At 71.4% G+C, this 26,577-nt stretch carries 25 protein-coding genes; 7 read left to right on the top strand and 18 right to left on the bottom strand.

Features of this window, described 5'->3' with window-relative positions:
* The first annotated feature begins 229 nt into the window (after positions 1–229).
* Entirely contained in the window at positions 230–2,059 is a 1,830-nt protein-coding gene (locus AB0O19_RS20355) for an NHL domain-containing thioredoxin family protein (RefSeq protein ID WP_363621186.1), read from the top strand.
* Between the two features lie 66 nt (positions 2,060–2,125).
* On the opposite strand, the gene AB0O19_RS20350 is transcribed toward AB0O19_RS20355, so the two are convergent.
* Positions 2,126–3,436, bottom strand: a complete 1,311-nt coding sequence (locus tag AB0O19_RS20350; protein WP_063348358.1) for a M18 family aminopeptidase — start codon at positions 3,434–3,436, stop codon at positions 2,126–2,128.
* Positions 3,437–3,835: 399 nt separating this feature from the next.
* Positions 3,836–5,665 carry an acyl-CoA dehydrogenase gene (locus AB0O19_RS20345; RefSeq protein ID WP_363621184.1) on the bottom strand — a complete coding sequence of 610 codons (1,830 nt, stop codon included), beginning with the start codon at positions 5,663–5,665 and terminating at the stop codon, positions 3,836–3,838.
* A 283-nt stretch (positions 5,666–5,948) separates the two neighbouring features.
* Between AB0O19_RS20345 and AB0O19_RS20340 the strand changes: the two genes are divergently transcribed.
* Together AB0O19_RS20340 and AB0O19_RS20335 are read left to right on the top strand one after the other, a co-directional pair.
* Complete coding sequence (locus AB0O19_RS20340) at positions 5,949–6,383, top strand: SseB family protein (protein ID WP_107452894.1); 435 nt, start codon at positions 5,949–5,951, stop codon at positions 6,381–6,383.
* Between the two features lie 126 nt (positions 6,384–6,509).
* Positions 6,510–7,460 (top strand): pirin family protein, encoded by a 951-nt coding sequence (locus AB0O19_RS20335; protein WP_363621183.1) that lies wholly within the window; start codon positions 6,510–6,512, stop codon positions 7,458–7,460.
* 87 nt (positions 7,461–7,547) lie between these two features.
* Here AB0O19_RS20335 and AB0O19_RS20330 read toward each other — a convergent pair whose 3' ends face one another.
* The 3 genes from AB0O19_RS20330 to AB0O19_RS20320 all read right to left on the bottom strand — a co-directional run bounded on the left by AB0O19_RS20330 (position 7,548) and on the right by AB0O19_RS20320 (position 10,209).
* Positions 7,548–8,369 (bottom strand): integrase, encoded by an 822-nt coding sequence (locus AB0O19_RS20330; protein ID WP_363621181.1) that lies wholly within the window; start codon positions 8,367–8,369, stop codon positions 7,548–7,550.
* Between the two features lie 356 nt (positions 8,370–8,725).
* Complete coding sequence (locus tag AB0O19_RS20325) at positions 8,726–9,346, bottom strand: TIGR03086 family metal-binding protein (RefSeq protein WP_363581454.1); 621 nt, start codon at positions 9,344–9,346, stop codon at positions 8,726–8,728.
* Positions 9,343–10,209: an alpha/beta hydrolase gene (locus tag AB0O19_RS20320; protein ID WP_363621179.1), complete on the bottom strand. Its 867-nt coding sequence runs from the start codon at positions 10,207–10,209 to the stop codon at positions 9,343–9,345. Before AB0O19_RS20320 ends, AB0O19_RS20325 begins: the two co-directional genes overlap by 4 nt.
* Positions 10,210–10,384: 175 nt before the next feature.
* Between AB0O19_RS20320 and AB0O19_RS20315 the strand changes: the two genes are divergently transcribed.
* Positions 10,385–11,026 (top strand): TetR/AcrR family transcriptional regulator, encoded by a 642-nt coding sequence (locus AB0O19_RS20315; RefSeq protein WP_363581458.1) that lies wholly within the window; start codon positions 10,385–10,387, stop codon positions 11,024–11,026.
* Positions 11,027–11,033: 7 nt separating this feature from the next.
* On the opposite strand, the gene AB0O19_RS20310 is transcribed toward AB0O19_RS20315, so the two are convergent.
* Both AB0O19_RS20310 and AB0O19_RS20305 read right to left on the bottom strand, forming a co-directional pair.
* Positions 11,034–12,362 carry an amidase gene (locus AB0O19_RS20310; protein ID WP_363621177.1) on the bottom strand — a complete coding sequence of 443 codons (1,329 nt, stop codon included), beginning with the start codon at positions 12,360–12,362 and terminating at the stop codon, positions 11,034–11,036.
* A 39-nt stretch (positions 12,363–12,401) separates the two neighbouring features.
* Positions 12,402–12,632, bottom strand: coding sequence for a hypothetical protein (locus AB0O19_RS20305; protein WP_363368038.1), 231 nt, complete (start codon positions 12,630–12,632; stop codon positions 12,402–12,404).
* A 208-nt stretch (positions 12,633–12,840) separates the two neighbouring features.
* Here AB0O19_RS20305 and AB0O19_RS20300 point away from each other — a divergent pair, with 208 nt between their 5' ends.
* Positions 12,841–13,809 carry an LAETG motif-containing sortase-dependent surface protein gene (locus AB0O19_RS20300; protein ID WP_363621175.1) on the top strand — a complete coding sequence of 323 codons (969 nt, stop codon included), beginning with the start codon at positions 12,841–12,843 and terminating at the stop codon, positions 13,807–13,809.
* A 420-nt stretch (positions 13,810–14,229) separates the two neighbouring features.
* Here the strand turns inward: AB0O19_RS20300 and AB0O19_RS20295 are convergent, their stop codons facing one another.
* The gene (locus AB0O19_RS20295; protein WP_363621173.1) at positions 14,230–15,135 is read right to left on the bottom strand and encodes a hypothetical protein; all 906 of its coding nucleotides are present in this window, start codon (positions 15,133–15,135) and stop codon (positions 14,230–14,232) included.
* Between the two features lie 228 nt (positions 15,136–15,363).
* Entirely contained in the window at positions 15,364–16,302 is a 939-nt protein-coding gene (locus tag AB0O19_RS20290) for a hypothetical protein (protein WP_363621171.1), read from the bottom strand.
* A 213-nt stretch (positions 16,303–16,515) separates the two neighbouring features.
* Here AB0O19_RS20290 and AB0O19_RS20285 point away from each other — a divergent pair, with 213 nt between their 5' ends.
* Positions 16,516–17,565 carry a phosphotransferase gene (locus tag AB0O19_RS20285; protein WP_363621169.1) on the top strand — a complete coding sequence of 350 codons (1,050 nt, stop codon included), beginning with the start codon at positions 16,516–16,518 and terminating at the stop codon, positions 17,563–17,565.
* On the opposite strand, the gene AB0O19_RS20280 is transcribed toward AB0O19_RS20285, so the two are convergent.
* From AB0O19_RS20280 to AB0O19_RS20240, 9 genes are read right to left on the bottom strand one after another with little or no spacing between them, the layout of a single operon-like run.
* Positions 17,555–18,763 carry a DegT/DnrJ/EryC1/StrS family aminotransferase gene (locus AB0O19_RS20280; RefSeq protein WP_363621167.1) on the bottom strand — a complete coding sequence of 403 codons (1,209 nt, stop codon included), beginning with the start codon at positions 18,761–18,763 and terminating at the stop codon, positions 17,555–17,557. The genes AB0O19_RS20285 and AB0O19_RS20280 overlap by 11 nt on opposite strands.
* A gap of 23 nt (positions 18,764–18,786) precedes the next feature.
* A complete protein-coding gene (locus AB0O19_RS20275) occupies positions 18,787–19,755 on the bottom strand; it encodes an aminoglycoside phosphotransferase family protein (RefSeq protein ID WP_363621165.1) in 969 nt (322 codons plus the stop codon).
* The gene (locus tag AB0O19_RS20270; protein WP_363621163.1) at positions 19,742–20,710 is read right to left on the bottom strand and encodes a Gfo/Idh/MocA family oxidoreductase; all 969 of its coding nucleotides are present in this window, start codon (positions 20,708–20,710) and stop codon (positions 19,742–19,744) included. Before AB0O19_RS20270 ends, AB0O19_RS20275 begins: the two co-directional genes overlap by 14 nt.
* Complete coding sequence (locus AB0O19_RS20265) at positions 20,707–21,324, bottom strand: hypothetical protein (protein WP_363621161.1); 618 nt, start codon at positions 21,322–21,324, stop codon at positions 20,707–20,709. Before AB0O19_RS20265 ends, AB0O19_RS20270 begins: the two co-directional genes overlap by 4 nt.
* Positions 21,321–21,818 carry a hypothetical protein gene (locus AB0O19_RS20260; protein ID WP_363621159.1) on the bottom strand — a complete coding sequence of 166 codons (498 nt, stop codon included), beginning with the start codon at positions 21,816–21,818 and terminating at the stop codon, positions 21,321–21,323. The genes AB0O19_RS20265 and AB0O19_RS20260 overlap by 4 nt, the downstream gene beginning before the upstream one ends.
* Positions 21,793–22,845: a hypothetical protein gene (locus AB0O19_RS20255; RefSeq protein ID WP_363621157.1), complete on the bottom strand. Its 1,053-nt coding sequence runs from the start codon at positions 22,843–22,845 to the stop codon at positions 21,793–21,795. The genes AB0O19_RS20260 and AB0O19_RS20255 overlap by 26 nt, the downstream gene beginning before the upstream one ends.
* Positions 22,842–23,720: a glycosyltransferase family 8 protein gene (locus AB0O19_RS20250; RefSeq protein WP_363621155.1), complete on the bottom strand. Its 879-nt coding sequence runs from the start codon at positions 23,718–23,720 to the stop codon at positions 22,842–22,844. Before AB0O19_RS20250 ends, AB0O19_RS20255 begins: the two co-directional genes overlap by 4 nt.
* Positions 23,717–24,739 (bottom strand): UDP-glucuronic acid decarboxylase family protein, encoded by a 1,023-nt coding sequence (locus AB0O19_RS20245; protein ID WP_363621299.1) that lies wholly within the window; start codon positions 24,737–24,739, stop codon positions 23,717–23,719. Before AB0O19_RS20245 ends, AB0O19_RS20250 begins: the two co-directional genes overlap by 4 nt.
* Positions 24,740–24,799: 60 nt before the next feature.
* Entirely contained in the window at positions 24,800–25,006 is a 207-nt protein-coding gene (locus tag AB0O19_RS20240; RefSeq protein WP_363621153.1) for a hypothetical protein, read from the bottom strand.
* Positions 25,007–25,164: 158 nt separating this feature from the next.
* On the opposite strand from AB0O19_RS20240, the gene AB0O19_RS20235 reads away from it, so the two are divergent.
* Positions 25,165–26,511, top strand: a complete 1,347-nt coding sequence (locus AB0O19_RS20235; RefSeq protein WP_363621152.1) for a transcriptional regulator — start codon at positions 25,165–25,167, stop codon at positions 26,509–26,511.
* The last annotated feature ends 66 nt before the right edge of the window (positions 26,512–26,577 follow it).

Here is a 26,577-nt window from a genome sequence, read left to right as displayed (position 1 = left end):
TCGCAGGGACCTGGACCTCCTAACAGCGGCGGATTTACTCGGCTCCGATCCGGGTCGTAGCCCGCAGCCTCCATGAGCACACCTCGGGCGGCACCAGCAGCACGCTCCGTGAGCCCCCCGGCGCTCTCCTGGGCTTCTGACGTGCCTCACCCCTGTCCTCAGCCGGCTGTCGCTCCCCTCCATGGGCCGTACGGAATGCTTCCACGACCCGATGGGGTTGGATGTGTGCATGGCTTCTCGTGCACGTGTCCGCGCCCCCGAGCTGGTCGGCGCCGGTGGATGGCTCAACACAGGCGGCAAGGAACTCAAGCTTGCCGACCTGCGAGGTAAGTGTGTCGTACTAGACTTCTGGACGTTCTGCTGCATCAACTGTCTGCACGTCCTGGACGAGCTGCGGGAGTTGGAGGAGAAGCACCGGGACACCGTGGTGATCGTCGGGGTGCACTCGCCGAAGTTCGTGCACGAGGCGGACCACCAGGCCGTGGTGGACGCGGTCGCCCGGTACGAGGTGCACCACCCGGTGCTGGACGATCCGGCGCTGGCGACGTGGAAGCAGTACGCCGTGCGGGCCTGGCCGACGCTGGTGGTGATCGACCCGGAGGGGTACGTGGTCGCCCAGCATGCGGGCGAGGGCCACGCGCACGCGATCGCGCGGCTGGTGGAGGAGTTGGAGGCCGAGCACGCGGCGAAGGGCACGCTGCGCCGCGGCGACGGCCCGTACGTGGCGCCGGAGCCGACCGCGGGGGACCTCAAGTTCCCGGGCAAGGCGGTCCGGCTGCCCGACGGGCACTTCCTGGTCGCCGACTCCGGCCACCACTCGCTGGTGGAGCTGGCCGAGGACGGCGAGACGGTGGTCCGCCGGATCGGCGACGGGCAGCGCGGCCTGGTGGACGGCACCAGCCCCCGGTTCAGCGAGCCGCAGGGGCTGGCGCTGCTGCCGGCGGGCTCGGACTACGACGTGATCGTGGCCGACACCGTCAACCACGCGCTGCGCGGGGTGCGGCTGGCGGACGGCTCCGTGACCACGCTGGCGGGCACCGGCCGCCAGTGGTGGCAGGGTTCGGCGACCGAGGGCCCGGCCCGCGAGGTGGACCTCTCCTCGCCGTGGGACGTCGCCTGGTTCGACGGCCGGGTGTGGATCGCGATGGCCGGCGTGCACCAGCTGTGGGCGTACGACCCGGCCGCCGGCACGGTCGGCGTCGCGGCCGGCACCACCAACGAGGGCCTGGTGGACGGGCCCGTCGGTGAGGCCTGGTTCGCCCAGCCGTCCGGTCTGGCGGTCTCGGCGGACGGCGAGCGGCTGTGGGTGGCCGACTCGGAGACCTCCTCGATCCGTTGGCTCAGCCGATCGGAGGGGGCACGTGGAACCGGGACGGTCCACACCGCCGTCGGCACCGGCCTCTTCGACTTCGGCCACCGGGACGGCCCGGCCGCGCAGGCGCTGCTCCAGCACCCGCTGGGCGTCACCGTGCTGCCGGACGGCTCGGTGGCGATCAGCGACACCTACAACCACGCGCTGCGCCGCTTCGACCCGGCGAGCGGCGAGGTCACCACGCTGGCCACCGACCTGCGCGAGCCGTCCGGCGCGGTCCTGGTGGACGGGGACATCGTGGTCGTCGAGTCGGCCCGGCACCGGCTGACCAGGCTGCGGCTGCCGGAGGAGGCGGTGCGGGTCGAGTCGGTCGCGCACCGCACCCGGCGGGCGGCCACCGAGGTCGCGCCGGGCGCGCTCCGGCTGGACGTGGTGTTCTCGGCGCCGAGCGGCCAGAAGCTGGACGAGCGGTACGGCCCGTCCACCCGGCTGCTGGTCAGCGCGACCCCGCCCGAGCTGCTGGTCTCCGGAGCGGGCGCGGACAGCGACCTGTCGCGCGAGCTGGTCCTCTCCGAGGAGGTCGCCGAGGGCGTGCTGCACGTCTCGGCGATGGCCGCGTCCTGCGACGACGATCCGGAGATCGAGTTCCCGGCCTGCCACGTGCACCAGCAGGACTGGGGCGTGCCGGTGAAGCTGGTCGCCGACGGCGCGCGCCGGCTGCCGCTGGTGCTCGCCGGCCTGGAGTAGCCCGTCCGGCGCGGAAGGGGCCCGGCGGAGCGTACTCCGCCGGGCCCCTTCGCAGTTGAGGGGGGATCAGCCCTCCAGGAACGCCTTGATCGCGCTGGCCAGCAGGTACGGGTCCTCGGCGCCGCACAGTTCGCGCGCCGAGTGCATGGACAGCGCCGCGATGCCGCAGTCCACCGTCTTGATGCCGAGGCGCGCCGCGGTGATCGGGCCGATGGTGGTGCCGCAGGGCATCGCGTTGTTGGACACGAAGGACTGCCACGGCACGCCGGCCTTCTCGCAGGCGGCCGCGAACACCGCCCGGCCGACGCCGTCGGTCGCGTAGCGGTTGTTGACGTTGACCTTGAGGATCGGCCCGCCGTTCGGCAGCGGGTGGTGGCCCGGCTCGTGCCGCTCGGCGTAGTTCGGGTGGACGGCGTGGCCCATGTCCGAGGAGAGGCAGATCGTCCCGGCCAGCGCCCGGGCGCGGTCCTCCGGGGTGCCGCCGCGCGCGTGGACGGTGCGGTCGAGGACGTTGCCGAGCAGCGGGCTCTGCGCGCCGGTGTCCGACTCGCTGCCGGTCTCCTCGTGGTCGAAGGCGGCCAGCACCGGGATGTACGGCAGGTCGGCGGCGCCCTCGGCGGAGGCGACGGCGGCCAGCGCGGCGGTGGCGGCGTGGACGGACAGCAGGTTGTCCAGGCGCGGGCCGGCCAGCAGCTCGCGGTCGCGACCCAGGTAGGCGGCCGGCTGGACGTCGTGCGTCATCAGGTCCCAGCCGGCCACGTCGGCGGCGTCCACGCCCGCACGCTCGGCGACGTACGAGATCAGCGAGCCCTCGTCGACCGGGCCGAGGCCCCAGATCGGGGTGAGGTGGCGCTGCTTGTCGAGCTTCATGCCGTCGTTGACCTGGCGGTCCAGGTGGATCGCGAGCTGCGGCACCCGCAGCAGCGGCTCGTCCAGCTGGACGAGCCGCGAGCTGCCGTCCTTCAGCGCGAGGCGGCCGGAGAGCCCGAGGTCACGGTCCAGCCAGGTGTTCAGCGGGACACCGCCGTAGATCTCCACGGCGACCTGGCGCCAGCCGGCCGAGCCGGTGTCCGGCACCGGCTTGACCCGCAGGTTCGGCGAGTCGGTGTGGGTACCGACCACCCGGAACGGGGTCTCGGGGCGGGCGCTCTCCGGCAGGTACCAGGCGATCAGGGCGCCGCCCCGGATCAGGTAACGGCCGCCGGCGGCGCCGTCCCAGACGTCGGTCTCGGCGACCTGCCGGAAGCCTGCCTTCTCCAGCCGCTCGGCGGCGCTCGCGACCGCGTGGTACGGGGACGGCGAGGTGCCGAGGAACGCGATCAGATCGTCGCTGTGCGTCCGGTCGAAGAATGCCTGGCGGGCGGCGGCGGTCGACATACTGCTCCTGAGTCGAGGGAGGGCTGAAGCCGGATGGGGAGTCGGCTTCGCACCTTGAGCATATGCCCGTACACGGACAGGGAATTCGGAACCTCCCAACGGATGCAGAACGAGGACACAACCGTGAAGTGACGCCGTGCCGAACTCCGTACACCCAGAGATCCGCGCCGGTCGCGGACGGTCATCGCCATGCCCGGCCCGGCGCCTGAGGCCCCCGAACAACGGGTGCGAAACGGGCGAACTCGGCGACGGGTGCGGGGCGGACGGGCCGCAACGCCGAAGGGCCCGGCGGGAGCCGGGCCCTTCGACGTGAGGGTGCTGTCAGGCGGTCGGAGAGGTGTCACGCCCCTCGCGGCGCCCCTGGGGGCACCGCGGCGGGTGACGGGTGGGGCGAGGGCCTCAGAAGGCCTCCTCCGCCAGGTCCATGATCTCGTTGTCGATGCCCTCGGCGATCAGCCGCTGCGGGGCGACGGTCGGCAGGACGTTCTTGGCGAAGAAGCGGGCCGCCGCGACCTTGCCCTGGTAGAACGGGACGTCCTTCTCCGAGGCGCCGGCCTCCAGCTTGGCCAGCGCCACCGCGGCCTGACGCAGCAGCAGCCAGCCGACGACGACGTCGCCGGAGACGAGCAGCAGGCGGGTGGTGTTGAGGCCCACCTTGTACATGTTCTTGACGTCCTGCTCGACCGAGGTGAGGTCGGCCAGCAGCTTGCCCACGATGGCGTCCAGGTCGCCGACGGCCTTGGCGAGCAGCTCGCGCTCGGCGGCCAGGGCGTCGCCGCCCTCGGCCGCGCCGAGGAACTTCTGGATCTGCTCGGACAGCGCGGTGAGCGCCTGGCCGCCGTCCTTGACGATCTTGCGGAAGAAGAAGTCCTGGCCCTGGATCGCGGTGGTGCCCTCGTAGAGGGTGTCGATCTTGGCGTCCCGGATGTACTGCTCGATCGGGTACTCCTGCAGGTAGCCGGAGCCACCGAAGGTCTGCAGGGACTGGGCGAGCTGCTCGTAGGACTTCTCGGAGCCGTAGCCCTTGACGATCGGCAGCAGCAGGTCGTTGAGGCGCTCGGCGGCCTCGTCGCGCTCGCCGCGCAGGCCGGCGGCCACCATGTCGTCCTGGACGGACGCGGTGAACAGGACCAGCGCGCGCATGCCCTCGGCGTAGGCCTTCTGGGTGAGCAGCGAGCGGCGCACGTCCGGGTGGTGGGTGATGGTGACGCGCGGGGCGGTCTTGTCCAGGAACTGCGAGATGTCGGCGCCCTGCACGCGCTCCTTGGCGTACTCCAGGGCGTTCAGGTAGCCGGTGGAGAGGGTGGCGATGGCCTTCGTGCCGACCATCATCCGGGCGAACTCGATGATCTTGAACATCTGGCGGATGCCGTCGACCTTCTCGCCGAGCAGCCAGCCCTTGGCCGGGTGCTTGGCGCCGAAGGTCATCTCGCAGGTGTTCGAGGCCTTGAGGCCCATCTTGTGCTCGACGTTGGTGGCGTAGGCGCCGTTGCGCTCGCCCAGCTCGCCCGTCTCCCAGTCGAAGTCGAACTTGGGGACGATGTACAGGCCCAGGCCCTTGGTGCCGGGCTTGCCGCCCTCGGGGCGGGCCAGCACCAGGTGGATGATGTTCTCGGACATGTCGTGCTCGCCCGAGGTGATGAAGCGCTTCACGCCCTCGATGTGCCAGGAGCCGTCCTCCTGCTTGATCGCCTTGGTGCGGCCGGCGCCCACGTCCGAGCCCGCGTCGGGCTCGGTGAGGACCATGGTGGCGCCCCAGAGGCGGTCGGTCATCCGCTGGGCGACCTTCTTCTGCTCCTCGGTGCCCTCGTCGTGGACGACGCCCGCGAAGGCGGGGCCGGAGGAGTACATCCAGATGGCCGGGTTGGAGCCCAGGACCTGCTCGGCGTAGGCCCAGATCAGGGAGGACGGGGTGACCTGGCCGCCGATCGCCTCCGGGATGCCCAGACGCCACCACTCGGCGTCCATGTAGGTCTGGTAGCTCTTCCTGAAGGCGGCCGGGACCGGCGCGGTGTTGGTCTCGGGGTCGAAGACCGGCGGGTTGCGGTCGGTGTCGGTGAAGGACGCGGCGAGGTCGTTCTCGGCGAGGCGCGAGATCTCGCTCAGGATGTTCTTCGCGGTCTCGACGTCCATGTCCGCGAACGGTCCGGAGCCGTAGACCTGCTCGCGACCGAACACCTCGAAGAGGTTGAACTCCACGTCCCGCAGGTTGGACTTGTAGTGACCCATGGCCGTTTTCTCCGGTTCGTCGCTTCCGGGAGACCGCCGCGTTCGGGCGCCCCGTACCCACCAGTACGCATCATGATGCTACCCAGCGGTAACTTGGGCAAGCCCCTGGCGGTGAATCCGCTATGAACGTGGTCACGTCCCACAAGTCGGGACGACCAGTCCTTGTCAGGATCGACGCCCGCACGGGCGGGTGCGCTCCCGATAGCCTGTCCGTGTGTACGGATATGACCAGAACGCATACCCGGGCGACCCCTACCAGCAGCAGGCGGGTCCGCAGCCGGGCATGAACGGCATGCCCGGCCCCGACGCCTACGGCGCGCAGTCGCAGGCGTCCCAGCAGTCCCTCTACCCCGAGCCCTCCCCGCCGTCGCTGGCGGACGCCGTCCGGGCGTTCACCACGGGCTCGATGGCGGTCGAGGACTTCCAGGCCATCTTCATCACCTCGAAGGTGCACTGCCCGCGCGGCGAGCGGCCCGGCTTCCTGGCGCTGCACAACACGCCGACGCCGGTGATCCCGATGTTCAGCTCGCTGAAGGAGCTGCGCCGCTACGCCGGCAAGGACTCCAAGCACTTCACCGTCACCGGCGCCGAGGTCCTGGACCTGCTGCCGACCGGCTACGGCTTCGCGCTGGACATGGAGGGCGAGCACCGGATGGTGTTCGACGCCAAGGCGGTCGAGCAGATGGTCGACTTCACCATGCGCCGCATGTACGGCTGACCCATCCTGGAGGAGGAGCCCCGCGCTCCTTCGTCACCATATGGTTCAACTTTCAACTTGCTTGTTGTTGAGAATTGAACTAACCTCGTGGACGTAGGCCAGAGGAACCCCCCGAAGGAGGCCGACATGCCAGCCGTGACCGTCGACAACCCGCTGACCCTGCCGCGCGTCGCCACCCCTGACCCCGCCGCCACCAGCGCCCGGCCGGTCCTCACCGTCGCGACCGCACCCGAGGGCTTCGAAGGCGAGGGCTTCCCGGTCCGCCGCGCCTTCGCCAAGATCAACACCAAGTACCTCGACCCGTTCATCATGATGGACCAGATGGGCGAGGTGGAGTACGCCGCCGGCGAGCCCAAGGGCACGCCCTGGCACCCGCACCGCGGCTTCGAGACGGTCACCTACCTGATCGACGGCGAGTTCGTCCACAAGGACTCGCACGGCGGCGGCGGCCACCTCGGCGGCGGCGACACCCAGTGGATGACGGCCGGCTCGGGCATCCTGCACATCGAGACCCCGCCGGAGTCGCTGGTGGCCACCGGCGGCCTGTTCCACGGCATCCAGCTGTGGGTCAACCTCCCGGCCTCCGACAAGATGGCCGCCCCGCGCTACCAGGACATCCACGGCGGCCACGTCAAGCTGCTCTCCACCCCGGACGGCGGCGCGGTCCTGCGGCTGATCGCGGGCGAGCTGGACGGCCACCGGGGCCCGGGCGTCACCCACACGCCGATAACCCTGCTGCACGCCAGCATCACCCCGGGCGCGCAGGTCACCCTGCCGTGGCGGCCGGACTTCAACGCGCTCGCCTACGTCCTCAACGGCGACGGCACCGTCGGCGCCGAGGGCCGCCCGGTCCACACCGGGCAGGCGGCCGTGTTCGGCGAGGGCGACACCATCACCATCACCGCCGACACCAAACAGGACTCCCGCCACCCCAACCTGGACGTGATCCTGCTCGGCGGGCAGCCGATCCGCGAACCGGTCGCCTGGTACGGGCCGTTCGTGATGAACAGCCACCGCGAACTGGAGCAGGCCATGCGGGACTTCCAGTCCGGCCGGTTCGGCCACCCGATCGACTGACGGCACCATCCCGGGCGGCCGCACCGCCCTCGGTGACGGCACCAGCTCGGTGACCGCACCGCCCCCGACGCCTCTGCCGTCTACGCGCTACAGCAGCGCGTAGACGGCCGAGGCGTCGTCGTGCGCCTTGCCTCGCGGCCAGCGCTCGCAGGCGGCGTCCGCCCGCTCGACCTCGCGGACCTGCGCGATCAGTTCGCCCGGACCGGACTCGGCGAGCAGCCGCAGCACGTCCGCCCAACTCCCCAGCCCGAAGCGCTCGGTGAAGCGCGAGGCGCCGTCGGTGAGCGCGGCCAGCGCGTGCAGCCGCTCCAGCCGGACGAAGCCGGTCTCCGCGTGCCCGGCCGCCTTCGGGCTGGCCGCGGCGATCCACGGACCGTTGCCCCGGTTGCGGGCGGACCGGACGGCCAGCGCGTACTCCAGGTGCAGCGCGGCCCGCTCGGCCGAGCCGGGGACGGTCGCCCAGACCTGCCGGCGCAGTTCCTCCCCAGCGGGGAAGCGCTGGTTGTCCCCGATCACCTTCGGCGGTCCGTCCTTGTACTCCAGCACCAGCAGCGAGTCGCCGAGCACCAGGTACTCCAGCGACTCGCCGTGCCGGCGGGCCGCCACCACCATGGCCGCGGGGGTGTTGGGGTGGCCCAGGTCGCAGCGGCCGCCGTGCAGCGCGGCCGTCTCCACGATGGCGTCGGCCAGGCACTCGGCGATCGAGCGGTCCACCCGGTCGGTGAGCCGGGCGAGCAGGTGCACGCCCAACCGGCGGACGTACCAGGCGGTTCCGTGCCGGCACCCGGACTCCAGGCCGGCCGGCGAACTCGCACCGTCCAGCAGTACCAGCGCCTCCGGCGAGGCCGCCGCGAAGTCCTCGCTCTCGCGGTCCGGCCGCCGTGCTTCCCCTGCGAGCTGTAGCTGCATCCCGACAGTGTGGCCGCCGCCCCCGGCCCGCGCCCAGACCCCTGCGCCGGTGTGGCGCGGGCCGGTCCCCGCCGCCCGGTGGCAGCCGGGGCAATCCGGTCATACCGTCGAATAGCGACCGGACAATTCGGCCAATCAGGGCCTGTCAGGTTTGGGATCACCTTCGGGTGTCCGGGCGGCCCGGGACTGACGAGGAGCAGGAGATGTTCTGGGAGTTCATCGTGCTAGTGGCCGCCTCGACCGGCTTTCCGACCGCCGCGCTGCTCTTCCTGATCGGCGGGCCGCGCTTCCCCGACGAACAGCGCGGCGGCCGGCACGCCTGACGCCAGGCCGGCGCCCGCCCGCACCCGAAAGCTTCAGGCCTTCCAGGCCGGGTCACGCCCGAGCAGGGCCAGCGCGCGGTCGAACCGGCCGCCCGCCGCACCCGGTTCGAGGCGCGGCGCGAACGCCTTGCCCGGCACCCGGTTCTCCGGCGCGGCCGGGACGGCCCCGGCGACCGCCAGCAGGGTCGCCGCCAGCGCCTCGTCTCCGTCCACGACGGCGGTGAACGGGGCCTGGACACCGAGCGCGGCCGCGACGTCCCAGCCGTGCACCAGGGTGTCGAGCAGGTGGAAGCCGACCGCGTGCGCCAGCGGGAAGGGGCCGCCGTGCTGGATCTCCGGCAGCCAGACCTCGCGCCCGGCCGCCACGGCCTCGCGGAACGCCTCGGTGAGCTCGGCGCCCGTGCGGCGGAAGGCGCCCGCCGGGTCGTCGCCGACCGGGGCGTCGGCCCAGAGCGCGAGGTCGGGCCCGGCGCCGCGGGCGGCCGCGGCGAAGCCCTGGTGCTGGCCGACGATGTGCTCCATCAGCCGGCGCAGCGTCCAGCCCGCGCACGGGCTCGGCAGCTCCAGCTGGTCCGACCGCAGGCCGTCCACCACTTCGGCGGCCAACTCCAGGGACCGGGCGTGCAGTTCGACGAGCTCTCCGGCACGGCTCATGCGGCGCTGACCTCCTGACCGGCCGACAGGAAGCCGATCGCGTTGTCGATGACGGTGGGCTCGGCGACGATCCGGCGGTGGCCGAGCCCTCGGGTGACCAGTAGTTCCAGCCGGTCACCGTACGCGGCTTTCAGGCGCCGCGCGTGCGATATTCCGACCACGTCGTCGCCCTCGTCGTGCGCCACCAGGATCGGCGGCGACACCTCCTCGGGCCGGTGCGCGGCGTCGAAGCGCCGCCACGGGTCCTCGGTGCCGGCGAACAGCTCGTGCTCGATCCGGTGCCGCAGGTCCCGCTCGATCACCGGGCCGAGGCCGAGCCCGGCGCAGAACGCGCCCGGCAGGTAGGCGAATTCGCTGACCCCGGCGAGCGCGACCAGCCGCCCGGCCCGGACTCCCTCGCGCAGCGCCAGGAACGCCCCGGCCACGCCGAGCGAGTGCGCCACGATCGCCTCGAACCCGCCGTAGCCGTCCTGGAGTTGCCCGGCGATGGCGCGGTACTCCAGCACCGTGGTGGCCCGGCCGCCGGAGTCGCCGTGGCCCGGCGCGTCGAAGGCGACCGGGCTCAGCCCGAGCGCGCGCAGCCGGGGCACGTAGGGGGCGAAGCGCGAGGCGCGGGAGCGCCAGCCGTGCATCAGCAGCACCGGCCGGGTGCCGTCGCCCCAGCGGTAGACGACGACGTCCTTGCCGTTCACGGTGATCCGCTCGACGGTGGCCTGCCGGTGGGTCTCCCGCTCGGCGGGGCGGACGGCGCTGCGCCGCAGCGGACGCTGGAACAGCTCGTACGCGGCGCGGCCGGCCAGCCGGGGCGCCAGGTGCGAGGTGGTGTTGAGGGCGGTGCGAACCAGTGCGAGGGCCGGGTCCATGCGGTCTCCCTGTCGGTGCGGACGGGCGTGCCGGGGTGCGGGGGCCGTGCTGGGCTCGGATATTAGCACGATCGTTCGTGCAGTTTTATGGGCGAGGAGTCCGCCGCCCACCCCCGGGCTACCCTGGCGGCACGCACCGCGACGGCGACGGCGACGACGAGAACTGAGGTGGCCGATGGCCGGATCGACCACGGACGGACGGGTCCTGCGCGGTGAGGAGACCCGCCGGGCGGTGCTGCACCGCGCCGTCGCGATCGCCTCCGTCGAAGGCCTCGGCGCGCTCTCCATCGGTCGCCTCGCCACCGACCTCGGGCTCAGCAAGAGCGGCGTGTTCGCCGGCTTCGGCTCCAAGGAGGAGCTCCAGCTCGCCACCGTCCGCGCCGCCCGCCGCATCTTCGCCGACGCCGTCGTCGCCCCGGTCGCCGACACCCCGCCCGGCCTCGCCCGGGCCCGCGCCCTCTGCGAGAGCTGGCTCGCCTACTCCCGGGCCCGGGTCTTCCCCGGCGGCTGCTTCTTCTACGAGGTCACCGCCGAGTTCGACGCCCGCCCCGGCGCCGTCCGGGACGCCCTCGCCGACTGCGCCCGCGAGTGGCGCCAGGTGATCGCCGACGCCCTCGCCGAGGCCCGCGCCACCGGCGGCCTGCGGCCCGGCACCGACCTCGACGACCTCGCCTTCGCCCTGATCGCCCTCCTGGAGACGGCCAACTCCCAGGCCGTGCTGCACGACGAGGACACCCCCTACCAGCGGGCCGGCCGCCTCCTGCTGCGCCTGCTGCGCGCCGAGGCCACCGACCCGGCCGACCCGGCGCTCGCCTAGCAGGCTCCTAGGCTTTTCCGCCCAGCGCCCCTTCCAGGAAAGCCGCCTGGGCCAGCAGCCGCTCGTCGCCGCCCGCCGCGCCGACCACCTGGAGGCCCAGCGGCAACCCCTCCGCCGTCCGCCCGGCCGGCAGGCTCAGCGCGGGCAGGCCCAGGTAGCTCCACGGCAGCGACATCACCGGGTCCCCGGTGGTGTGCAGGCCCTCCGGCGCCCCGCCGGTCGCCGACGGCGCCAGCCACAGGTCCACTCCGGCCTCGGCGGTCGCCCGGGCGACCCGCTCGCGCAACCGCTCCCGGGCCTGGAGCGCGGCCGCCCGGTCCTCTGCCGCGACGCCCTGGCCGACCCGGATGCTCGCCGCCGTCTCCGGCCGGTACAGGCCGCCGAACCGGGCGAACCAGTCGGCGTGGCCGCGGGCCAGCTCGAAGCGGTTGATCGTCTGCAACTGCCGGGTGATCCCGGCGAAGTCCGGGAACAGCGGCACCCGGCGCACCGTCAGGCCGGCCTGCGCCAGGCGCTCCAGGCTCTCCTCGAAGGCGCGCAGCGCCGCCGGCTCGGCCCGCTCCAGGTACGCGCCGTCCGGGACCCCGAGCACCGGCCGGCCCCCGGCCGCCGGCCCGCCCCGCCAGTCGTCGCCGCGCCAGTCGTCGCAGAGCAGTGCGGCCGCCAGGGCCGCCCCGGCCAGGTCGGCCGTGAACACCCCCAGGGTGTCGAAGCTCGGCGCGTTCGGGATCACCCCGGCCGTCGGGATCCGCCCGTACGTGGGCCGGAAGCCCACCACCCCGCAGTACGCGGCGGGCCGGATCACCGATCCCACCGTCTGGGTGCCGACCGCCAGCGGCACCAGCCCCGCCGCGACCGCCGCCGCCGACCCGCTGCTGGAGCCGCCCGGGGTGTGCCCGGGATGGTGCGGGTTGCGGGTCGGTCCCGGCGCGCTCGCCGCGAACTCGGCGGTCACCGTCTTGCCGGCGACCAGCGCCCCGGCCGCCCGCAGCCGGTCCACCACCACGGCCTGCGGCCCCGCCAGGACTCCCGGCGGCAGCGCCGAACCGCCGTGCGTGGGCAGCCCGTCCACGTGCACGATGTCCTTGACCCCCACCGTCACCCCGTACAGCGGCGGACGCCCGGCCGGCTCGGGGTACCGCGCGGCCAGCGCCCGCGCCTGCGCGCGCAGCCGCTCGTGCCGCCCCGGCTCCGGGACGAACGCGTGGATCAGCGGATCCACCCGCTCGACCAGCCCGCAGAACCGGTCGACGTGCTCGGACAGGCCCGGTGCGCCGGACCGCAGCCCGGCGGCCTCACGGGTCAACGACCGTGGCCGGGCGAGGGGTTGCTCCATGCCGATCACGGTAGACCACCCGTTGACGCACTAGCCGCACTACTGGTGTTCGGCCGACAGGTACGGCGTCTCGCGCAGGTAGTACGCCCCGCAGGTGTGGCAGCACAGTTCCGGTGTCTTGCCCCAGTCCACCGGCTCCCGCACCTGCGCGCCCGGGTCGAGCTCCCGGCCGCACATCGCCACGCTCTCCACCCCCCGGACCATGTGCCACAACCGCACCCCGCCGGTCGCACCCCCGGCCCCGTACTCGGCTCGCATCTGGTGCTTCATGCGGCCATCGTCCGGCCCTCCGGCCACCCCGGCAACCGGTGGCCGAACAGGCGTGCTGGGCAGCATCGATCACTTAGCGCCAAATCCGATCGAAACCAGCCATCCGCAACCGGTAGGGTTCGCGGGCGCGACCAGCGCCGACGGCCCTGCCGGAGGCCTCAAGTCGCCCGAAATCAACCCCATTTATCCCAATCTGGAGCTTCTCAACGTGCGCTCTTCTCGCCTTCTGGCCGCGTCCGCGCTGATGGCGCTCTCCTTCGGCACCACGGTCGGCGCCGTCAGCGCGAGCGCGGTCGGAGTCCCCTCCTCCCCGCCCCCCACCTCCACCACGGCCACCCCGAGCGCCCCCGCGCCGAGCACCCCGGCCCCGAGCACCACCCCGAGCGCCCCCGCCACGGCGACTCCGAGCACCACCCCCAGCCACACCGCGACGGCCACCCCCACCAACCGGCCGTCCACCCTGCCGATGCCGACCCCGACCAACAGCATGCGATGCCACGGCGGCGTCTACCAGAGCCCGCTGCTCAAGGTCACCGGCTCCGGCCTGTACGGCACCACCCTGGTCAAGGGCGGACCGGCCGCCGAGCTGAGCGTGACCTGGCAGAACAACAGCGGCGTCGATCTGCCCGTCGTCCACAACTCGCTCTACGTCACCGACGAGTTCGACGGGGACTACCCCGTCCAGTGGAGCACCGAGTTCTTCGACGTGCAGCTGAACACCGGCTCCGGCTGGAAGCCCGCAAAGCTCGACGACCGCGACCTCCAGTCGCCGGACATCAAGCTGGCCAAGGGCGAGAAGATCACCTACCAGGTCCGGATCGCCGCCACCGCCAAGGCCCCGGTCGGGAACTACGGCGCCAACTACGACGCCGGCTCCGACGCGTTCGACAACGACAAGGTGCCCACTCCGGCCAACGACAAGCCGAACGCCTGCACCCAGTTCTACAACCCCTTCGAGGGCAAGTTCCGGGTCGCCGAGGCCGGTGGCGCCAGCAGCACCCCCGCGGCCGCCGGCCACGGTTCGGCCTCCGCCTCGCCGTCGGCGGGCCCGCACCTGGCCGAGACCGGTGCCGACTCCAACACCCTGCCGATCGCCCTCGGCGGCGCCGCCGTCCTGGCGGCCGGCGCCGGCACCGTGTTCGTCCTGCGCCGCCGCAAGGCCGGCGCGCACAGCTGACCCCTGCACCCGGGCGAACGCCGGGGGTGCGGACCACGGTCCGCACCCCCGGCGTTCGTCGTATCAGTCCGTCGTATCAGTCCGTCGTCACCGGTTCGCCGTGTCAGGACGCTGCCCGCAACAAGGCGCCGTCCTGCCACTCGAGGATCTTTTGACCCCCGCAAGCCCGTGACCTGCGGGTTCGGCCACAAAAGTGCCGCTGACCAGGCGAAACTACCTTCAGCAATTCGCACTGGTCAGCGGCACTTTTGACCCTCATGTGCCCCGGATGTGCCCTGCACGAGGCATTCTGGTGGCCGGCCCGGTCCACTCCCGCGAGACTTGCCCTGGCACTCGGCCATCAGATCGGTCCAGGCGGGTTAGCACCGAGAGCACGATCTACCTCATCACTGTTCCTGGCACTTCTACGCCGCACAGGTGCTACGCGGCGAAAATGGAAATCGGCACAGTTGTGTCGTCAACGATCGTCCAGCCAGTGCCCATCTGGACCCGGGGGTCAAGCGGCGGAACGCGAGCGAGATCGTCGCTGTTCAGCGACACTCCTGCAGGGAAGGTCGACGAATTGGTCAGAACCGCGTCGAAGACGTCGCCAATGGCATCCGAAATCTCCGCCGAATTGTCAACGGCCGGGAAAACGACGGAAACGCCACTCGCATGGCGCACGATAAGATGGACCAGCAGTTTGCGCGCATAACGGTCCAGGTAGGAGTCACGCCAAAGGGCTGGGACGTCCAGGTAGCGACCGCGCATAACGAAGTCAACTCTCCACAGGTAACCAGGCGATCCACTAATTGGATCTCCAGAATCAAGCGGCCCAGCCCATGGGCGTCTGGTGTACGTTACCCGAATATCCGTGTCGTACTGACTCTGCGCATGATTGATGAGACGCCGAGCCGTCCGATGGTTACCAACGACCCACGAATCAACTACTGGGTCTTGAAGGTCCTCGTCGACGTATGCTTCGCGATTGTAGGACGCCAGCGCCTCAAACGCCCCCTTCTCCAGATCCCGCAATGTTTGTTCGAGTCGACTCAGGTCATCAGCGTGAGGGCGTCGAAGATGTCCAATTCTGTTTCTGATCGCCAAGAGTTCGTTCACTCGCCCCTGAAAGGCGGACTGTTCAAACAGACTGGGTCCCACCAAGTCCCAGGAACTATCCAGGAGGGGGAATAGCTTGCCCACATCGAGATAAGCCAGCGGGTCATCCCAGTCTGGACTGGCCATGTAGGTCCGAAGCTTGTCTTTTTCCTGACGAGACAGAGCCCCCTGGCCGATGTGCGAAGCCCAGTCCACGCCATGAGCAGCTCTGAGTTCGACATAGAGCAACGACCGCAGCCAGGTCTCAAGCTGCCACCATCGGGCATACAGAGCCAGTGCTCTGGTAGGGAGACCTGCGTTACCAACGGATGTACTGATGGCGTGTCGTTCTTTCGCGGGCATCTGTTGCCACACGCTGCGGGACCGGGTTGTCATAGCGGGAGCATAGGAGGCGCCGGGAGAATTGGCGTCTGAATTCGCAACATCAACCACCTACCTGGCACCTGCAACAGCGAGCTACGCGGCGCTCAACGCCAGCCTGGCGGCGAGCATGGCTTCCCGGACCCGCGCGGCTCCATTGGTGGCCACGACCGCCCCATCATCGACCTGGGGCCTTCGCCCGCACAAGCCTGCACACGCGGCACAGATGCCCGGCTGCGGGACTGGGTCATGGCACTTGGCGCATTCGGCGTATCGAGGCTTCACGGGCTGCTGTCGGGCCTGGACGGGCGGCATCTTGCGCTGCAGGCGGCTGCGGAGCACGCCGACCGGGGAGTGCAGGGGCACGGGCAGGCCGGGCAGCAGGGCCTGGGACAGCTCGGCGGCGGTACTGCCGCGCTCCAGCCACTGGGCGACGAGTGGCGCCAGCTCGGTGGCCTCGGCCTCGCCGAGCCGCAGGCGCGGCTCCGGGCGGATCACCCGGAACAGCGTCGCCACCGCCTCGCGGACCTGTTCATCCGGCATGGCTCGAGGCTCCTGGGCGATGGTGTGGCCCTCCTCCCGCCCTTCAGACCGGTCGGCGATCTCACTGCTGGTGGCCGATCGCTTGTCGGCCTGCTCGGCGGGGTGGGAGGGTTCTTGGTACCGGTTCTTTACAAGAGGGACGCCAGCACGGCCGGTGCTCGCCTCACCGGAGACCGGACGGGGGACACCCGGCACCGCCGACTGCGGGGTGTCGTAGACGTGGGTCTCGGTGCGGATCGTCCCGTCCGGCATGCGGATCTTCTCGACCTGGTAGTATCCGGCCTCGGTCAGTTCCTTCAGAGCCTTGCGGATCGCCCCGCGCCCCTGCGGGCTGGAGTCGGCCATGTGCCGGCCGTCCTCGCGCCAGCCGTCAGGCCGGGAGAGGAGGTCCGCGAGCAGACCGCGGGCGGTGTAGGACAGCCGCCGGTCCTGCAGTAGCCCGTTGGGCAGCACGGTGAACCTACGTACGTGTTCGGTACGATGGACGCGCATAGGGAGGTTGCACTCCTGTTGCCGGACCCCGGAGCGTTGGCGCGCTGCCGGGGTCGCCTATTTTCGGTTGGACCACGGAACGTACCACGTCATCCGCCACACCAAGGTCCTTTTGCCGCAGCGGTTTTGATCACATCCCGTCGAGCGAACAACCGGGGGTGCTGTTGCTCGAACCGGCCGCGTTCGCATCCCTGCTCCGCTAGCCTGCGTGGGGTGACGGAAGCGACGAGCAACGCCCGATACGGCGAGATCACCGCAGATCTGCCGGTTCTCGACGAGGCCTTCGGGCTGGGCGACGTGCAGGAGTGCCGCTTCCTGTCGGATGGCTTGATGAACGGGAACTGGCGGCTGAACACGGCTGAAGGCTCGTTCGCGTTGAAGCGGATCATGGATGTGCCGTTGCCCTTGGCGCGTCGGAACCTTGCTGTGCTGTCGGCGCTGGCCGATGACGGCCTGCCGGTGGGCAGGGCACGGCTTTCCGGGGCTGGGGATGCGGTGGTCGAGGTCGCCGACCGCGGGTACTGCGTGATCCCGTGGACGGAGGGTAGCCATCTGCCGGGTACGGCCCTCTCAATTGGGCAGGCCCGTGACCTCGGTGTTCTGCTTGGTCGGATCCACCGGAGCTTGAACGGTGAGCGGCTGGCCGGCCTGCTGCCGCAGGCGCCGGAGCAGGTGACTGTCTCGGGGACCACGCCCGCTGCGGCTCACCAGGAGGCGGACCGCTTCCTCGCCGTGATCGCGGGGCTGGAGAACCGGACCGCGTTCGACACCGAAGCGACGGCGGCCTTGGCCGAGCGCAAGTTGCTGCTGGAGAAGTACGGGAGCGAGCATCCGGTCGGCGAGGTGGCGGTCGGCCCGGTGGGGTGGACGCACGGTGATGTGCAGCACCGGAACGTGCTGTGGCGGGACGGCGTGATCGCTGGGGTGATCGACTGGGACCGGATCCGGGTCCGGCCGTTCGGCGAGGAAGTCGCCCGCACCGCCACGGTGCAGTTCGGCGGTGAGGACGGCTTCCTCGACTTGGAGCGGACCTCCGCGTTCGTGGCTGGCTACCGGTCGGTGGTGCCGCTCCCCGTGCCGGCGCTGGCGGACGCGGTGGAGCGGCTGTGGTGGAAGCGCATGTCGGACTACTGGCAGTTGGTCTTCCACTACGACCGTGACGACCACTCGTGCGACCACCTGTTCCTGCCCGCCGAGCGTTTCCTGGCCTGGTGGAGCGAGCGGCGCGAGGACGTGCAGGAGGCGTTCGCGGCTATGCCGTGAGTACCGTGCGGGCCAGGACGGTGGCGAGGGCTTCGGCGACCTGTTCCATGTAGTCCGGGGCTGGGATCTGCGGCACCTTGAGGACGATCATCTGGCGCCGGGCCCTGTAGTAGTTCGGCAGCGCGTCCCTGGTCGGCGGCCGGTAGGGGCTGTCGGCAAGGTGGGGCCAGTAGCGGGCGACCAGGTCGGGACGTTGGAGAAGCGGCGTCTGGGTCCAGTCCTCGTACTGGGAGCGGAGGGGGATCCCGGCGGCCCGGCACCGCTCGTGGAGCGTCTTCGGATCGGGCACGCGGGTGTTGATCGTCAGCGGGGTGCCGTACCAGCCACGCACGGAGAGTTCGCCGATCGCGGGCCAGGCGACGGGCGCGTCGTACTCCTCCAGAGCCTTGCGGAGGGTGGCCAGGTTCTGTTCGGCGGCGAGCATCCGGTCGGGCAGTGAGCGGAGCTGCCTGCGGGCGATGACGGCGGAGAGGGCGGGCATCCGGTACTTGTACGCGGCTCCGGTGTCGGCCAACGGCTTCAGCTCGGGGAGGGTGAGCTCGGCGGCGAGCCGGACGGGGTGGTGGCCGAGGGTGAGGGCACGCTCGTAGATCTCGCGGTCGGAGGTCGTGAGGACGCCGCCTTCGCCGCCGGAGACGGACTTGGACTCCTGGAGGCTGAAGCATCCGGCGGCACCCCAGGAGCCGACTGCCCGGCCTTGGTAGACGGCGCCGTGGGCGTGCGAGCAGTCCTCGACGATCGGCAGGTCGGTGGCCTTAGCGAGCTGGTCCATGCGGGCGGGGATGCCCCAGGTGTGGGTGGCGAGGACGGCGGAGCACGTGTCGGCGACCCGCGCGACCGCAGCGGTGGCGATGTTGGGGCTGTCCGGCTCGATGTCGCAGAAGACGGGGTAGCTGCCCGCCTGGAAGACCGCGGTGGTGGCGGAGATCCAGGTCATCGGCGATACGGCGACGCCGGCTTCGGGGTTGGCGCCGACCGCGTGGAGCGCGGCGTGCAGGGAGGCGGTGCCGGAGTTGAACGAGAGCGCGTGGCGGGTGCCGGTGAGGCGGGCGAAGGCGGCTTCGAGGGCGTTGGTGGCCGGGCCTCGATTGACCTCGGAGAGGTGCCCGTCGTCGAGGAGCTTGAGGACGGCGTTCTTCTCGGCCTGTCCGTACTTGGGCTCGCGGGGAAACGGGAGGGTGACCTTGGGGTTGTTCATGGTGTCCTTCCGGGCCGAGCGGGTTACGGGCGTCGCCGTTCGGTGGAGCGGCAGTCGGGGGCGATGCGCGGGACGGCGGTGAGTTCGCCGTGGTCGAGGTCGTCGAGGTCCGCCTGGAGCTGCTCGGCTCGCAGCCGGAGCATGCTCCGGTCGTCGCAGGCAGCGTGGAAGTGCAGGAGCGAGACCGCGATACGCAGGCGGAACAGGACGAGCGGCAGCAGGCTGTCGGCGGGGAACGGGCCGTCGAAGTAGCCGGCGAGGAGGGCCTCGGTCATCGGGGCGGGTTCGCGCAGGGACCAGCCGGCGAGTTCGGCCAGCGGGTCGCCGCCTCGGACGCTCTCCAGGTCGACGACTCCGGTGATCTGCCGGTCGTCGGTGAAGAGGTGGCGTCCGACCCAGTCGCCGTGTAGGAGCTTGGGCGCCGTGGTCGGGAGGTGGTTGGCTCCGGCTTCGAGGACGAAGCGGGTGCGGTTCAGGAGCCCCGGCAGGTCAAGGCCGTCGAGGTTCGGTGTGGTGCGGGAGGGTAGGGCGAGGAGCCAGCCCTGGACGGTGGTGTGTTGGCCGATGCCGTGTCCGTCGAGCTGGCCGAAGCTGCTGACCTCGATGGTGTGCAGGCGGCGGAGGATCTCACCGGCTCGGGTGGCGGCGTCCAGGTCCTCCGGCCTCGGCGGCTCCGCTTCGATCGGGCGGCCCAGGCAGCGGGTCTCGACGCACGCTTCGATGCTGTGCCAGAGGATCTGGGCAGCCGGGATGCCCGCTTCCCTCATTCGGACCGAGGCCCAGGCGGCGGTCGGGTAGCGCGAGCGGCTTCCGGCTCTGCGGACTTTGACGACCAGTTCGTTGCCGTCGTGGGTGGTGGCGGCGAAGGGGAGGCTGTCCGTTCCGGACCTCAGCGGGGTGAACTGCGCGTCGGTGCTGTCGAATCCGGCTGCGGTGAGCGCGTCGAGCAGCAGCGGGTGGGGTCGGGCGATGGTGGTGTCACGGGCGGGCATCGGGGACCTCCGGCACCGGGGCGGGACGGCGACTGGCGGCGGACTGCAGGGCGGCGTCCAGCAGGGCGATGGAGCCGAGGTTGTCGATAGCGGGTACGGGAACGGGGCCGGGCTGGTGGAGGGCGTCCACCATGGCGGCGATGCACCGCTGGTAGGCCGGCGGTCCGGCCTCGGCCAGCCCCGGATTGGCGGCGGGGTCCGGTGCCCATCGGGCGGCGAAGCCTCGTGCCTCCACGCGCCACTCGCCGTTGGCGTTGGTTCGCAGGAACGGGTCCACGATGTACCCGCCCCGGTAGGTGAACAGCGAGCCGTCCGCGAAGTGCACGGTGATCACGGCGATCGAGCTGTGCGGGGCGAGGAACCCGGTCGGCGTCTCGATGCAGGCGATCTCGGTCGGCGGTGCGGTGATCAGGGCGCGAACCTGGTCGAAGGCGTGGACGGCGAGGTCGGTAGTGACGGGCAGGTGCTGGCTGCTGCGGAAGCCGGGGCCGGGGAGGGTGACGAGGGTGTCGGCGGTGATGGTGAAGGGCGGTAAGCCGCCGTGACGGGTCATGTCGCGGAAGGCGAGGAAGCCGGGGTCGGCGCCTCGGTTCTGCATGACGGCCAGCAGCAGGCCGCGTTCCTGCGCGAGGTGGACGAGGTCGAGCGCGTCGGGCAGGTTCAGGGTCAGGGGCTTCTCGGTCAGGACGTGGAGTCCGTGGGAGAGGGCCTCGCGGCTGACGGGGTAGTGATGGTCGGGCGGGGTGAGGTTGACGACTACATCGATCGGGGCCAGGGCGAGCGCGTCCTCGAGCGTCGCAGAGAACGCGGGGCTCAGCTCGTACCGGTCCGCGAGTGCCTGTGCCGCCTGGTGATCGGGGTCGACGAGGACGACGATCTCGATGCGGCGGTCCGCGAGCAGGGAGCGGATCCAGCGGCTGGCGATGGCGCCGCAGCCGACCAAGGCGGCCTTCACGATGCCTCCCGCAGCGGGTGCTTGTCGGCCTGGTGGCGGCGGATGTGGTCGAGGGCGCGTGCGGTGAGCTCCTCGGGCGAGCCGGTGGTGGTGTCGAGCCGCACGACGGCCGGGGCGAGCGGCTGGTCGAAGTACGCGTTGAAGTGCTCGCTGAAGTGGCGGTCGTAGAAGATCGTCGGCATGCCCTTGCGCAGGCGGGCACGGCGGGCGAGCACATCCGGATCGGCGGTGAGGACGATGGTCAGGTCGGGCATCGCCACGGCCCGGCTGGTGACGGCGTGTTGGGCCTGGGCATCGCAGTCGAAGTCGTGCATCCAGCCGACCGCGTGAGCGTGGGCGAGGAGGGTGTCCACGGTGCGGTCGAGGATCACATCCCGCCCCTCAGCGAGGGCCAGCAGCGTTCGGGCGAGCCGGAGGTCTTCGACATCGAGGAACTGGGCGATGTTGGCCAACTGGTGCTCGGCGGTGAAGGGTTCGGGCTTCGGCAGCCGGGAGGGGTCGGGGCTGGCGTGGTAGTAGCAGGGGATGACGGCGGGCTCGCCGAGGTGGGTGGCGAGTGCGGCGGCCAGCGTGGTCTTGCCGACGCAGCTCACGCCCTCGATGCCGAGGATCACGGTGTCTCCATGTCCGAGGTGGTGGGTGGGGCCGCGCGGCGGTTGCTCTTGGGGGCGAGGGCCGTGCGTCTGGTGCCGGTGACGGCCCAGCGGCCGAGGGCGGTCAGTGGGCCGATGCTCTTGAGCAGCAGGCCAGCTAGCGTCTCCGCGCTCTGTACGGCGGTCTCCCGTACGGTCAGCGGCCGACCCTCGGCCTTGGCCAGCTGGCGGACCGGCGCGACGGTGGCTGTCCAGAGCGCGGCAGCAGCCGTGGCCCGAACGGGCAGGCGCGTGCGCGGGCCGAGCGCGAGAGCCAGGCAGGCGGCCATCGCGGGCGAGACCAGCAGCCAGGCCATGCCCCGGTAGGTGCCGATGGCGAGGGCCGCCGCGTGGTCGAGGCGGCTGCCGTGGCCCTGGGCGTGCCAGCGGGCGGCGCACTGTGGGTAGTCGAGGTAGCTCTGGAACCAGCGACCGCTCTGGGACAGCAGCTCAGGCAGGTGCTCGGCCGCCGGCACCGTGGTGGTGAAGGGGAGGGCTGTCGACCGGGATTCCGCCCAGGGTGAGCCGGTAGCCGAAGGCGACATCGTCGAGCACGGTGAAGGTGGGCAGGCCGCCGACCTCCCGGAAGACGTCGGCGCGAACGAGCAGGCCGTGGCCAACGGTCTGGGCCAGGCCCCGCCGGCTCCGCGCTCGGCGGGCGGAGCCGGCGTACCGGCGGAGGTTGGGGATCTCGCGGCGGAGGGTCCACAGGGTCTGGGCTCGCGCGGCGCCCCGGCACAGGCTCCGTTCCCACCAGGTGTCGGCGGCGGCCTGGGTGGCGAAGCGAGCGGATTGCTGGACGACGCGGGGCAGCTCGCCGTCCTCCACCCGGCCGCGGGCCAGGAACTCGGCGGTTCGCAGGAGCAGTTCGCGGCTCGGCCGGGAGTCCACGTCGTAGACGGCGATGTGCTCCTCCCTGGAGTCGGCCGCGAGCTGGTCGACGGCGGCGTTCACCTGGCCGGCCTTCCGGCCGTCGCCCTCGTAGTGGACGTGCCGCACCGCCTGCCCCCGGATGCACGCGATCTCGTCCACGATGACGTCCGCCGTCGTGGGGAAGGCCGAAAGAGCCTCGGCAGCCGTTACCGCAGTGAGCGCACGCTCTCCGGTCGCGGCCAAGGCTTCAGCGAGAGCGGTCAGTTCCTCGCCGGTCAGCTGCGGGAAGCGCTCCACCGTGAGGTCGGCCTTCGTCGCTCCCGCAAGTCGGGCGGAGAGGTGTTCGCGTTCGCGGTCCTCGCGTGCCGTGGACACCAGGGTCAGCGTCGAGCCCGGAAGGTCGCGCAGGAGCGGCACGAACCACGCCAGGGCACCGGCGATGTGCTGCTGCTCGCGCAGCACCGGGATGACGACGTGCAGCACCATCGGCTCCGCCTCCGAGACCGTGGCGGGCTGGTCGGCCCAGGCCAGCGTCCGGCGGACGTGCCGCAGACCGTTCGCATTGCGCGCGGCGACGGCGGCGGCGATCCACCAGGACGGCTGCCGCCAGAACGGCTTCCGCGCGCTCACTCGACTCCTCCCGAGCCGATGAAGTCGTGGAACAGCCGGTAGGTGCCCCGGAGCTGGCACTCCGGGTAGTCGTCCTGCCAGGGCTTGGCGGGCCCGGCGAAGTGCACCAGGGCGGCCGTCTTCTCGTCCTCCAGGAGCTGGGCGAGTGGGCTGTCCTCCTCGGCGTAGTGGACGAACCCGGGCTGGGCGGCCTGCGGGGACATGGCGAAGGTGTTCCAACGCCGTTCCAGACGGTGCCAGTTGTCGTCGACGGCCCAGTTCAGCGCGTCCTGGTCCCAGAACCGGACCTTGTCCGGGTGCTCGGACAAGAACTGCCTCGACCGCTCGAAGACGCCGAGCTGCTGGCACCGGTCGAGGTCCATGAGCATGACGCCGCTGTTGAAGTAGTCCCGGCCGTACGGGACTCCGAGCTGGTCCCAGCCCGGCAGTTGGATGCCGCGGCCGAGGACCGGGTTCTGCGGGTCTCGAACGGCGCCGACCGGGCGACCGTCGAGGGACTGCCGCAGCAGCGGCCGCAGGTCCCCGAGCACCAGGGTGTCGGCGTCCAGGTACAGGACCCGCCGCTCGTCGGGGATGACCTCCGGGATCGCCAGGCGCACGTACACCGCGCCGCTCACCCAATCGGAGACCGGGTAGCGCGGGTCGGTCGTGGGCGCCGGCCGCAGCTCGGTCCGCAGGCCCATCCGGTCGGCGTCCCGCAGGATCGCCTCCCGGTTGGCCTCGCTGATCTGCTGGTCGAGGACGATCAGGCGAAGCTCCTCGACGGCGCCGGGATGGGCGGAGGCGATCGACTGCATCAGCGTCCGCAGCGGGCGGGCGTAGCCGTCGTCGACCCCGCAGACGAGTGCGGGCAGCGGGCGGGAGTCGGTGTTCACGGGGCACTCCTTCGGGTAGCGGCGGCAGCGGCCTCGCGGGGGAAGTGCTGCTCAGCCCAGTCGAGGGTCTGTCGCAGGCCGTCGCGCAGGTGGGTGGTGGGCTCCCAGCCGAGGTGGGCACGGGCCGAGGCGATGTCGGGGCAGCGGCGCTTCGGGTCGTCGGCGGGCAGCGGGACGAACATGATCGTGGACGAGGAGTCGGTGAGCGCCCTGATCTCCTCGGCGAGCTGGAGCATGGTGATCTCGTGCGGGTTGCCCAGGTTCACCGGGTCGGTGTGCTCCGCAGTGGCGGCGGCGAGGAGGCCCTCGATGGTGTCGGCCACGAAGCACAGGGAACGGGTCTGACTGCCGTCGCCGGCCACGGTGATCGGCTCGCCGGTCAGTGCCTGCCGGATGAAGGCGGGCACCGCGCGCCCGTCGTCGGCGCGCATCCTCGGCCCGTACGTGTTGAAGATCCGCACGATCCGAGCGCTGGCGTCGCCCGAGCGCTGGAAGCACGAGGTCAGCGCCTCGGCGTACCGCTTGGCCTCGTCGTACACGCTCCGGGGCCCGACCGGGTTCACGTTGCCCCAGTACCGCTCCGGCTGCGGGTGCACGAGCGGGTCGCCGTACACCTCGGAGGTCGACGCGAGCAGGAACCGGGCACGCTTGACCTCGGCCAGCTCCAGGGTGTTGAGCGTGCCCATCGCGCCGACCTTCAAGGTGGCCAGCGGGTGGCGGGCGTAGTCGAGGGGCGACGCGGGCGAGGCCAGGTGGAAGACGAAGTCCACCGGCCCGGCCACGGCGAACGGCCGGCTCACGTCGTCGGTCTGAAAGCCGAACCCCTCCGACGAGCGGAGGCTCGAAAGGTTCTCAAGGCGGCCGGTCAGCAGGTTGTCGACGCCGACCACCTTGGCGCCCAGGTCCAGCAGTCGCTCGCACAAGTGCGAGCCGATGAACCCGGCGGCCCCGGTGACGACTGCGGTACGGCGGGCGAACGCGCTGGTTGCTGCCGTTCCCCGGGGCTGTGCTGTGTTCAGGCGAGGCACGGTGTTTCTCCTCCAACTCGTAGACGGACGGCGAACTGAACCGGGGTGGCCTCAGACGATCGGCTCCCGATCCGGGAGTGCGCGAGCCGGCGGCGCCGCGAACTGGTGCTCTGCATCGAGCTGGTGCTGGGCGACGATCCCGAGCAGCGCGAGCGTGACGACGTGGCCCAGTCCCCACACCACGGCGAGTGCTCTCCCCACCGGGTCTTGGTGCGCGCCGCGGTGGCGGCTTTGCTGCGAGTGTTCGACTGCGTCCATGGCCGGGGTCCGCTCCGATCTCCTCGGGTGAGCGGATCCAGCGTCTCGACGTCACCGAGCGTCGCGGAACGTTTCCAGGGGGTTTCTCTCCGAGATCGCCCGCGCCGCAGCGGGTACCAGTACGCTCACCAACAGGGCCTACAAAGCCGGGGGTTGAGATGAGCGAAGACGTTCTGGCAGTCCACCCGCTCACCTACCTGCTGCAGTTACGCGGATGGGGGAAGATCCAGTTCGCGCGGATGATGTGCGCGCGCGGCGCCGCATTGAAGATCCGCCTGGCAACCAACCGGACGCTGGTCTGGAAGTGGGAGCAGGGCCAGGAGCCCGAGCCGGACGCCCAGTACGTTCTGGCCGACCTCCTTGACGTCAATCCCCGTACGCTGGTTGCCAATCCGTGGCCGCGATGGCTCCCGGTCTGGGAGGTGACCGGCATCATGGCGCCGTGGACGAAGGCCGGTACCGTGGACGTACTGGTGGAACTGGTCAGGAGTGGTCATATGGATCGGCGGGGCTTTCTCACCATCACCGGGGCCACCATGGCCACCGTCGCCGCGAGCTGGGCCTCAGCCTCGCCCGCCCTCGCTTCCGCCCTCAACGGCGACCAGGTGACCGACTCCATGGTCGACACGCTCGACGCCCGCGTCGCCACCCTCCAGACCCTGGACGCCCAGATGGGCGGCGCCCGCCTCATCGAGCAGGCTCGCGGCGACCTCGCGATCATTACCAGCCTGCTCAAGCACGGCCGCCACACCGAAGCCGTCGAAGCCCGCCTCTACGGGCTCGCGGCCCAGGTCAACTACATCGCCGGCTGGATGGCCTACGACAGCGGCCTGCGCTCGGCCGGCCAGCAGTACTACCTCGGCGCCCTGCGCGCCGCGAAGACCGTGGGCGACGACGCCCTCGGCGCCTTCCTCCTCGCCGAGATGGGCGTCCACCTCTCCGACAACGGCAACCCCGCCGAGCGCGTCGCCCAGGTCGAGACCGCGCTCGCCAACACCCCCTCGACCATGCAGCCCGGCGTCCGCAGCTACCTCGAACTCCACCACGCCGAAAGCCTCTCCCGCGACGGCCAGCACGAGAAGGCCGGCTCCGCCCTCAACCGCGCCCACGACCTCTGGGCCAAGAACGGCAGCGACCACCTCCCGAGCTGGCTCTCCTGGTACGGCGACGCCCAGCTCAGCTCCACCGAGGGCAAGGTCATGCTCCGCGCCGGCCAGGTCGAACGCGCCACCAGCGCCCTCGCCTCCTCCATCGACCACGCAGTCCCCCGTGACCAGGCCGTCCGCTCCGGCCGCCTCGCCACCGCCCGCCTCGCCGGCAAGGACCTCGACGGCGCCCTCGACGCCGCCAACCGCGGCCTGGACCTCCTCGAAACCAAGGTGCACTCCGGCCGCGCCGTGAGCCGCCTCACCAAGTTCGAGGGCTACCTCAAGCCGTACGGCACCGAACCCGCCGTCGCCGAGTTCCGCGAGCGCCTGCGTGCGCTGCCGGCCATGGCAGCCTGACCAGCACCGGTGGTTGGCCGAGTAGTGCCGTGATTGCCAGGGCGCCAGAGGCGTCTTGACGATCAC

The sequence above is a fragment of the Kitasatospora sp. NPDC091276 genome (assembly GCF_040684355.1).
Classification (GTDB): domain Bacteria; phylum Actinomycetota; class Actinomycetes; order Streptomycetales; family Streptomycetaceae; genus Kitasatospora.
Note: the sequence above shows the minus strand (reverse complement) of the source record. Positions and strands in the feature narration are given on the sequence as shown.

What these genes read in the sequence shown, in the direction of transcription:
- AB0O19_RS20355 (WP_363621186.1), top strand. Translation starts at nt 230, where the DNA reads ATGGCTTCTCGTGCACGTGTCCGCGCCCCCGAGCTGGTCGGCGCCGGT.
- AB0O19_RS20350 (WP_063348358.1), bottom strand. Translation starts at nt 3,436, where the DNA reads ATGTCGACCGCCGCCGCCCGCCAGGCATTCTTCGACCGGACGCACAGC.
- AB0O19_RS20345 (WP_363621184.1), bottom strand. Translation starts at nt 5,665, where the DNA reads ATGGGTCACTACAAGTCCAACCTGCGGGACGTGGAGTTCAACCTCTTC.
- AB0O19_RS20340 (WP_107452894.1), top strand. Translation starts at nt 5,949, where the DNA reads ATGAACGGCATGCCCGGCCCCGACGCCTACGGCGCGCAGTCGCAGGCG.
- AB0O19_RS20335 (WP_363621183.1), top strand. Translation starts at nt 6,510, where the DNA reads ATGCCAGCCGTGACCGTCGACAACCCGCTGACCCTGCCGCGCGTCGCC.
- AB0O19_RS20330 (WP_363621181.1), bottom strand. Translation starts at nt 8,369, where the DNA reads ATGCAGCTACAGCTCGCAGGGGAAGCACGGCGGCCGGACCGCGAGAGC.
- AB0O19_RS20325 (WP_363581454.1), bottom strand. Translation starts at nt 9,346, where the DNA reads ATGAGCCGTGCCGGAGAGCTCGTCGAACTGCACGCCCGGTCCCTGGAG.
- AB0O19_RS20320 (WP_363621179.1), bottom strand. Translation starts at nt 10,209, where the DNA reads ATGGACCCGGCCCTCGCACTGGTTCGCACCGCCCTCAACACCACCTCG.
- AB0O19_RS20315 (WP_363581458.1), top strand. Translation starts at nt 10,385, where the DNA reads ATGGCCGGATCGACCACGGACGGACGGGTCCTGCGCGGTGAGGAGACC.
- AB0O19_RS20310 (WP_363621177.1), bottom strand. Translation starts at nt 12,362, where the DNA reads ATGGAGCAACCCCTCGCCCGGCCACGGTCGTTGACCCGTGAGGCCGCC.
- AB0O19_RS20305 (WP_363368038.1), bottom strand. Translation starts at nt 12,632, where the DNA reads ATGAAGCACCAGATGCGAGCCGAGTACGGGGCCGGGGGTGCGACCGGC.
- AB0O19_RS20290 (WP_363621171.1), bottom strand. Translation starts at nt 16,302, where the DNA reads ATGCGCGTCCATCGTACCGAACACGTACGTAGGTTCACCGTGCTGCCC.
- AB0O19_RS20280 (WP_363621167.1), bottom strand. Translation starts at nt 18,763, where the DNA reads ATGAACAACCCCAAGGTCACCCTCCCGTTTCCCCGCGAGCCCAAGTAC.
- AB0O19_RS20275 (WP_363621165.1), bottom strand. Translation starts at nt 19,755, where the DNA reads ATGCCCGCCCGTGACACCACCATCGCCCGACCCCACCCGCTGCTGCTC.
- AB0O19_RS20240 (WP_363621153.1), bottom strand. Translation starts at nt 25,006, where the DNA reads ATGGACGCAGTCGAACACTCGCAGCAAAGCCGCCACCGCGGCGCGCAC.
- AB0O19_RS20235 (WP_363621152.1), top strand. Translation starts at nt 25,165, where the DNA reads ATGAGCGAAGACGTTCTGGCAGTCCACCCGCTCACCTACCTGCTGCAG.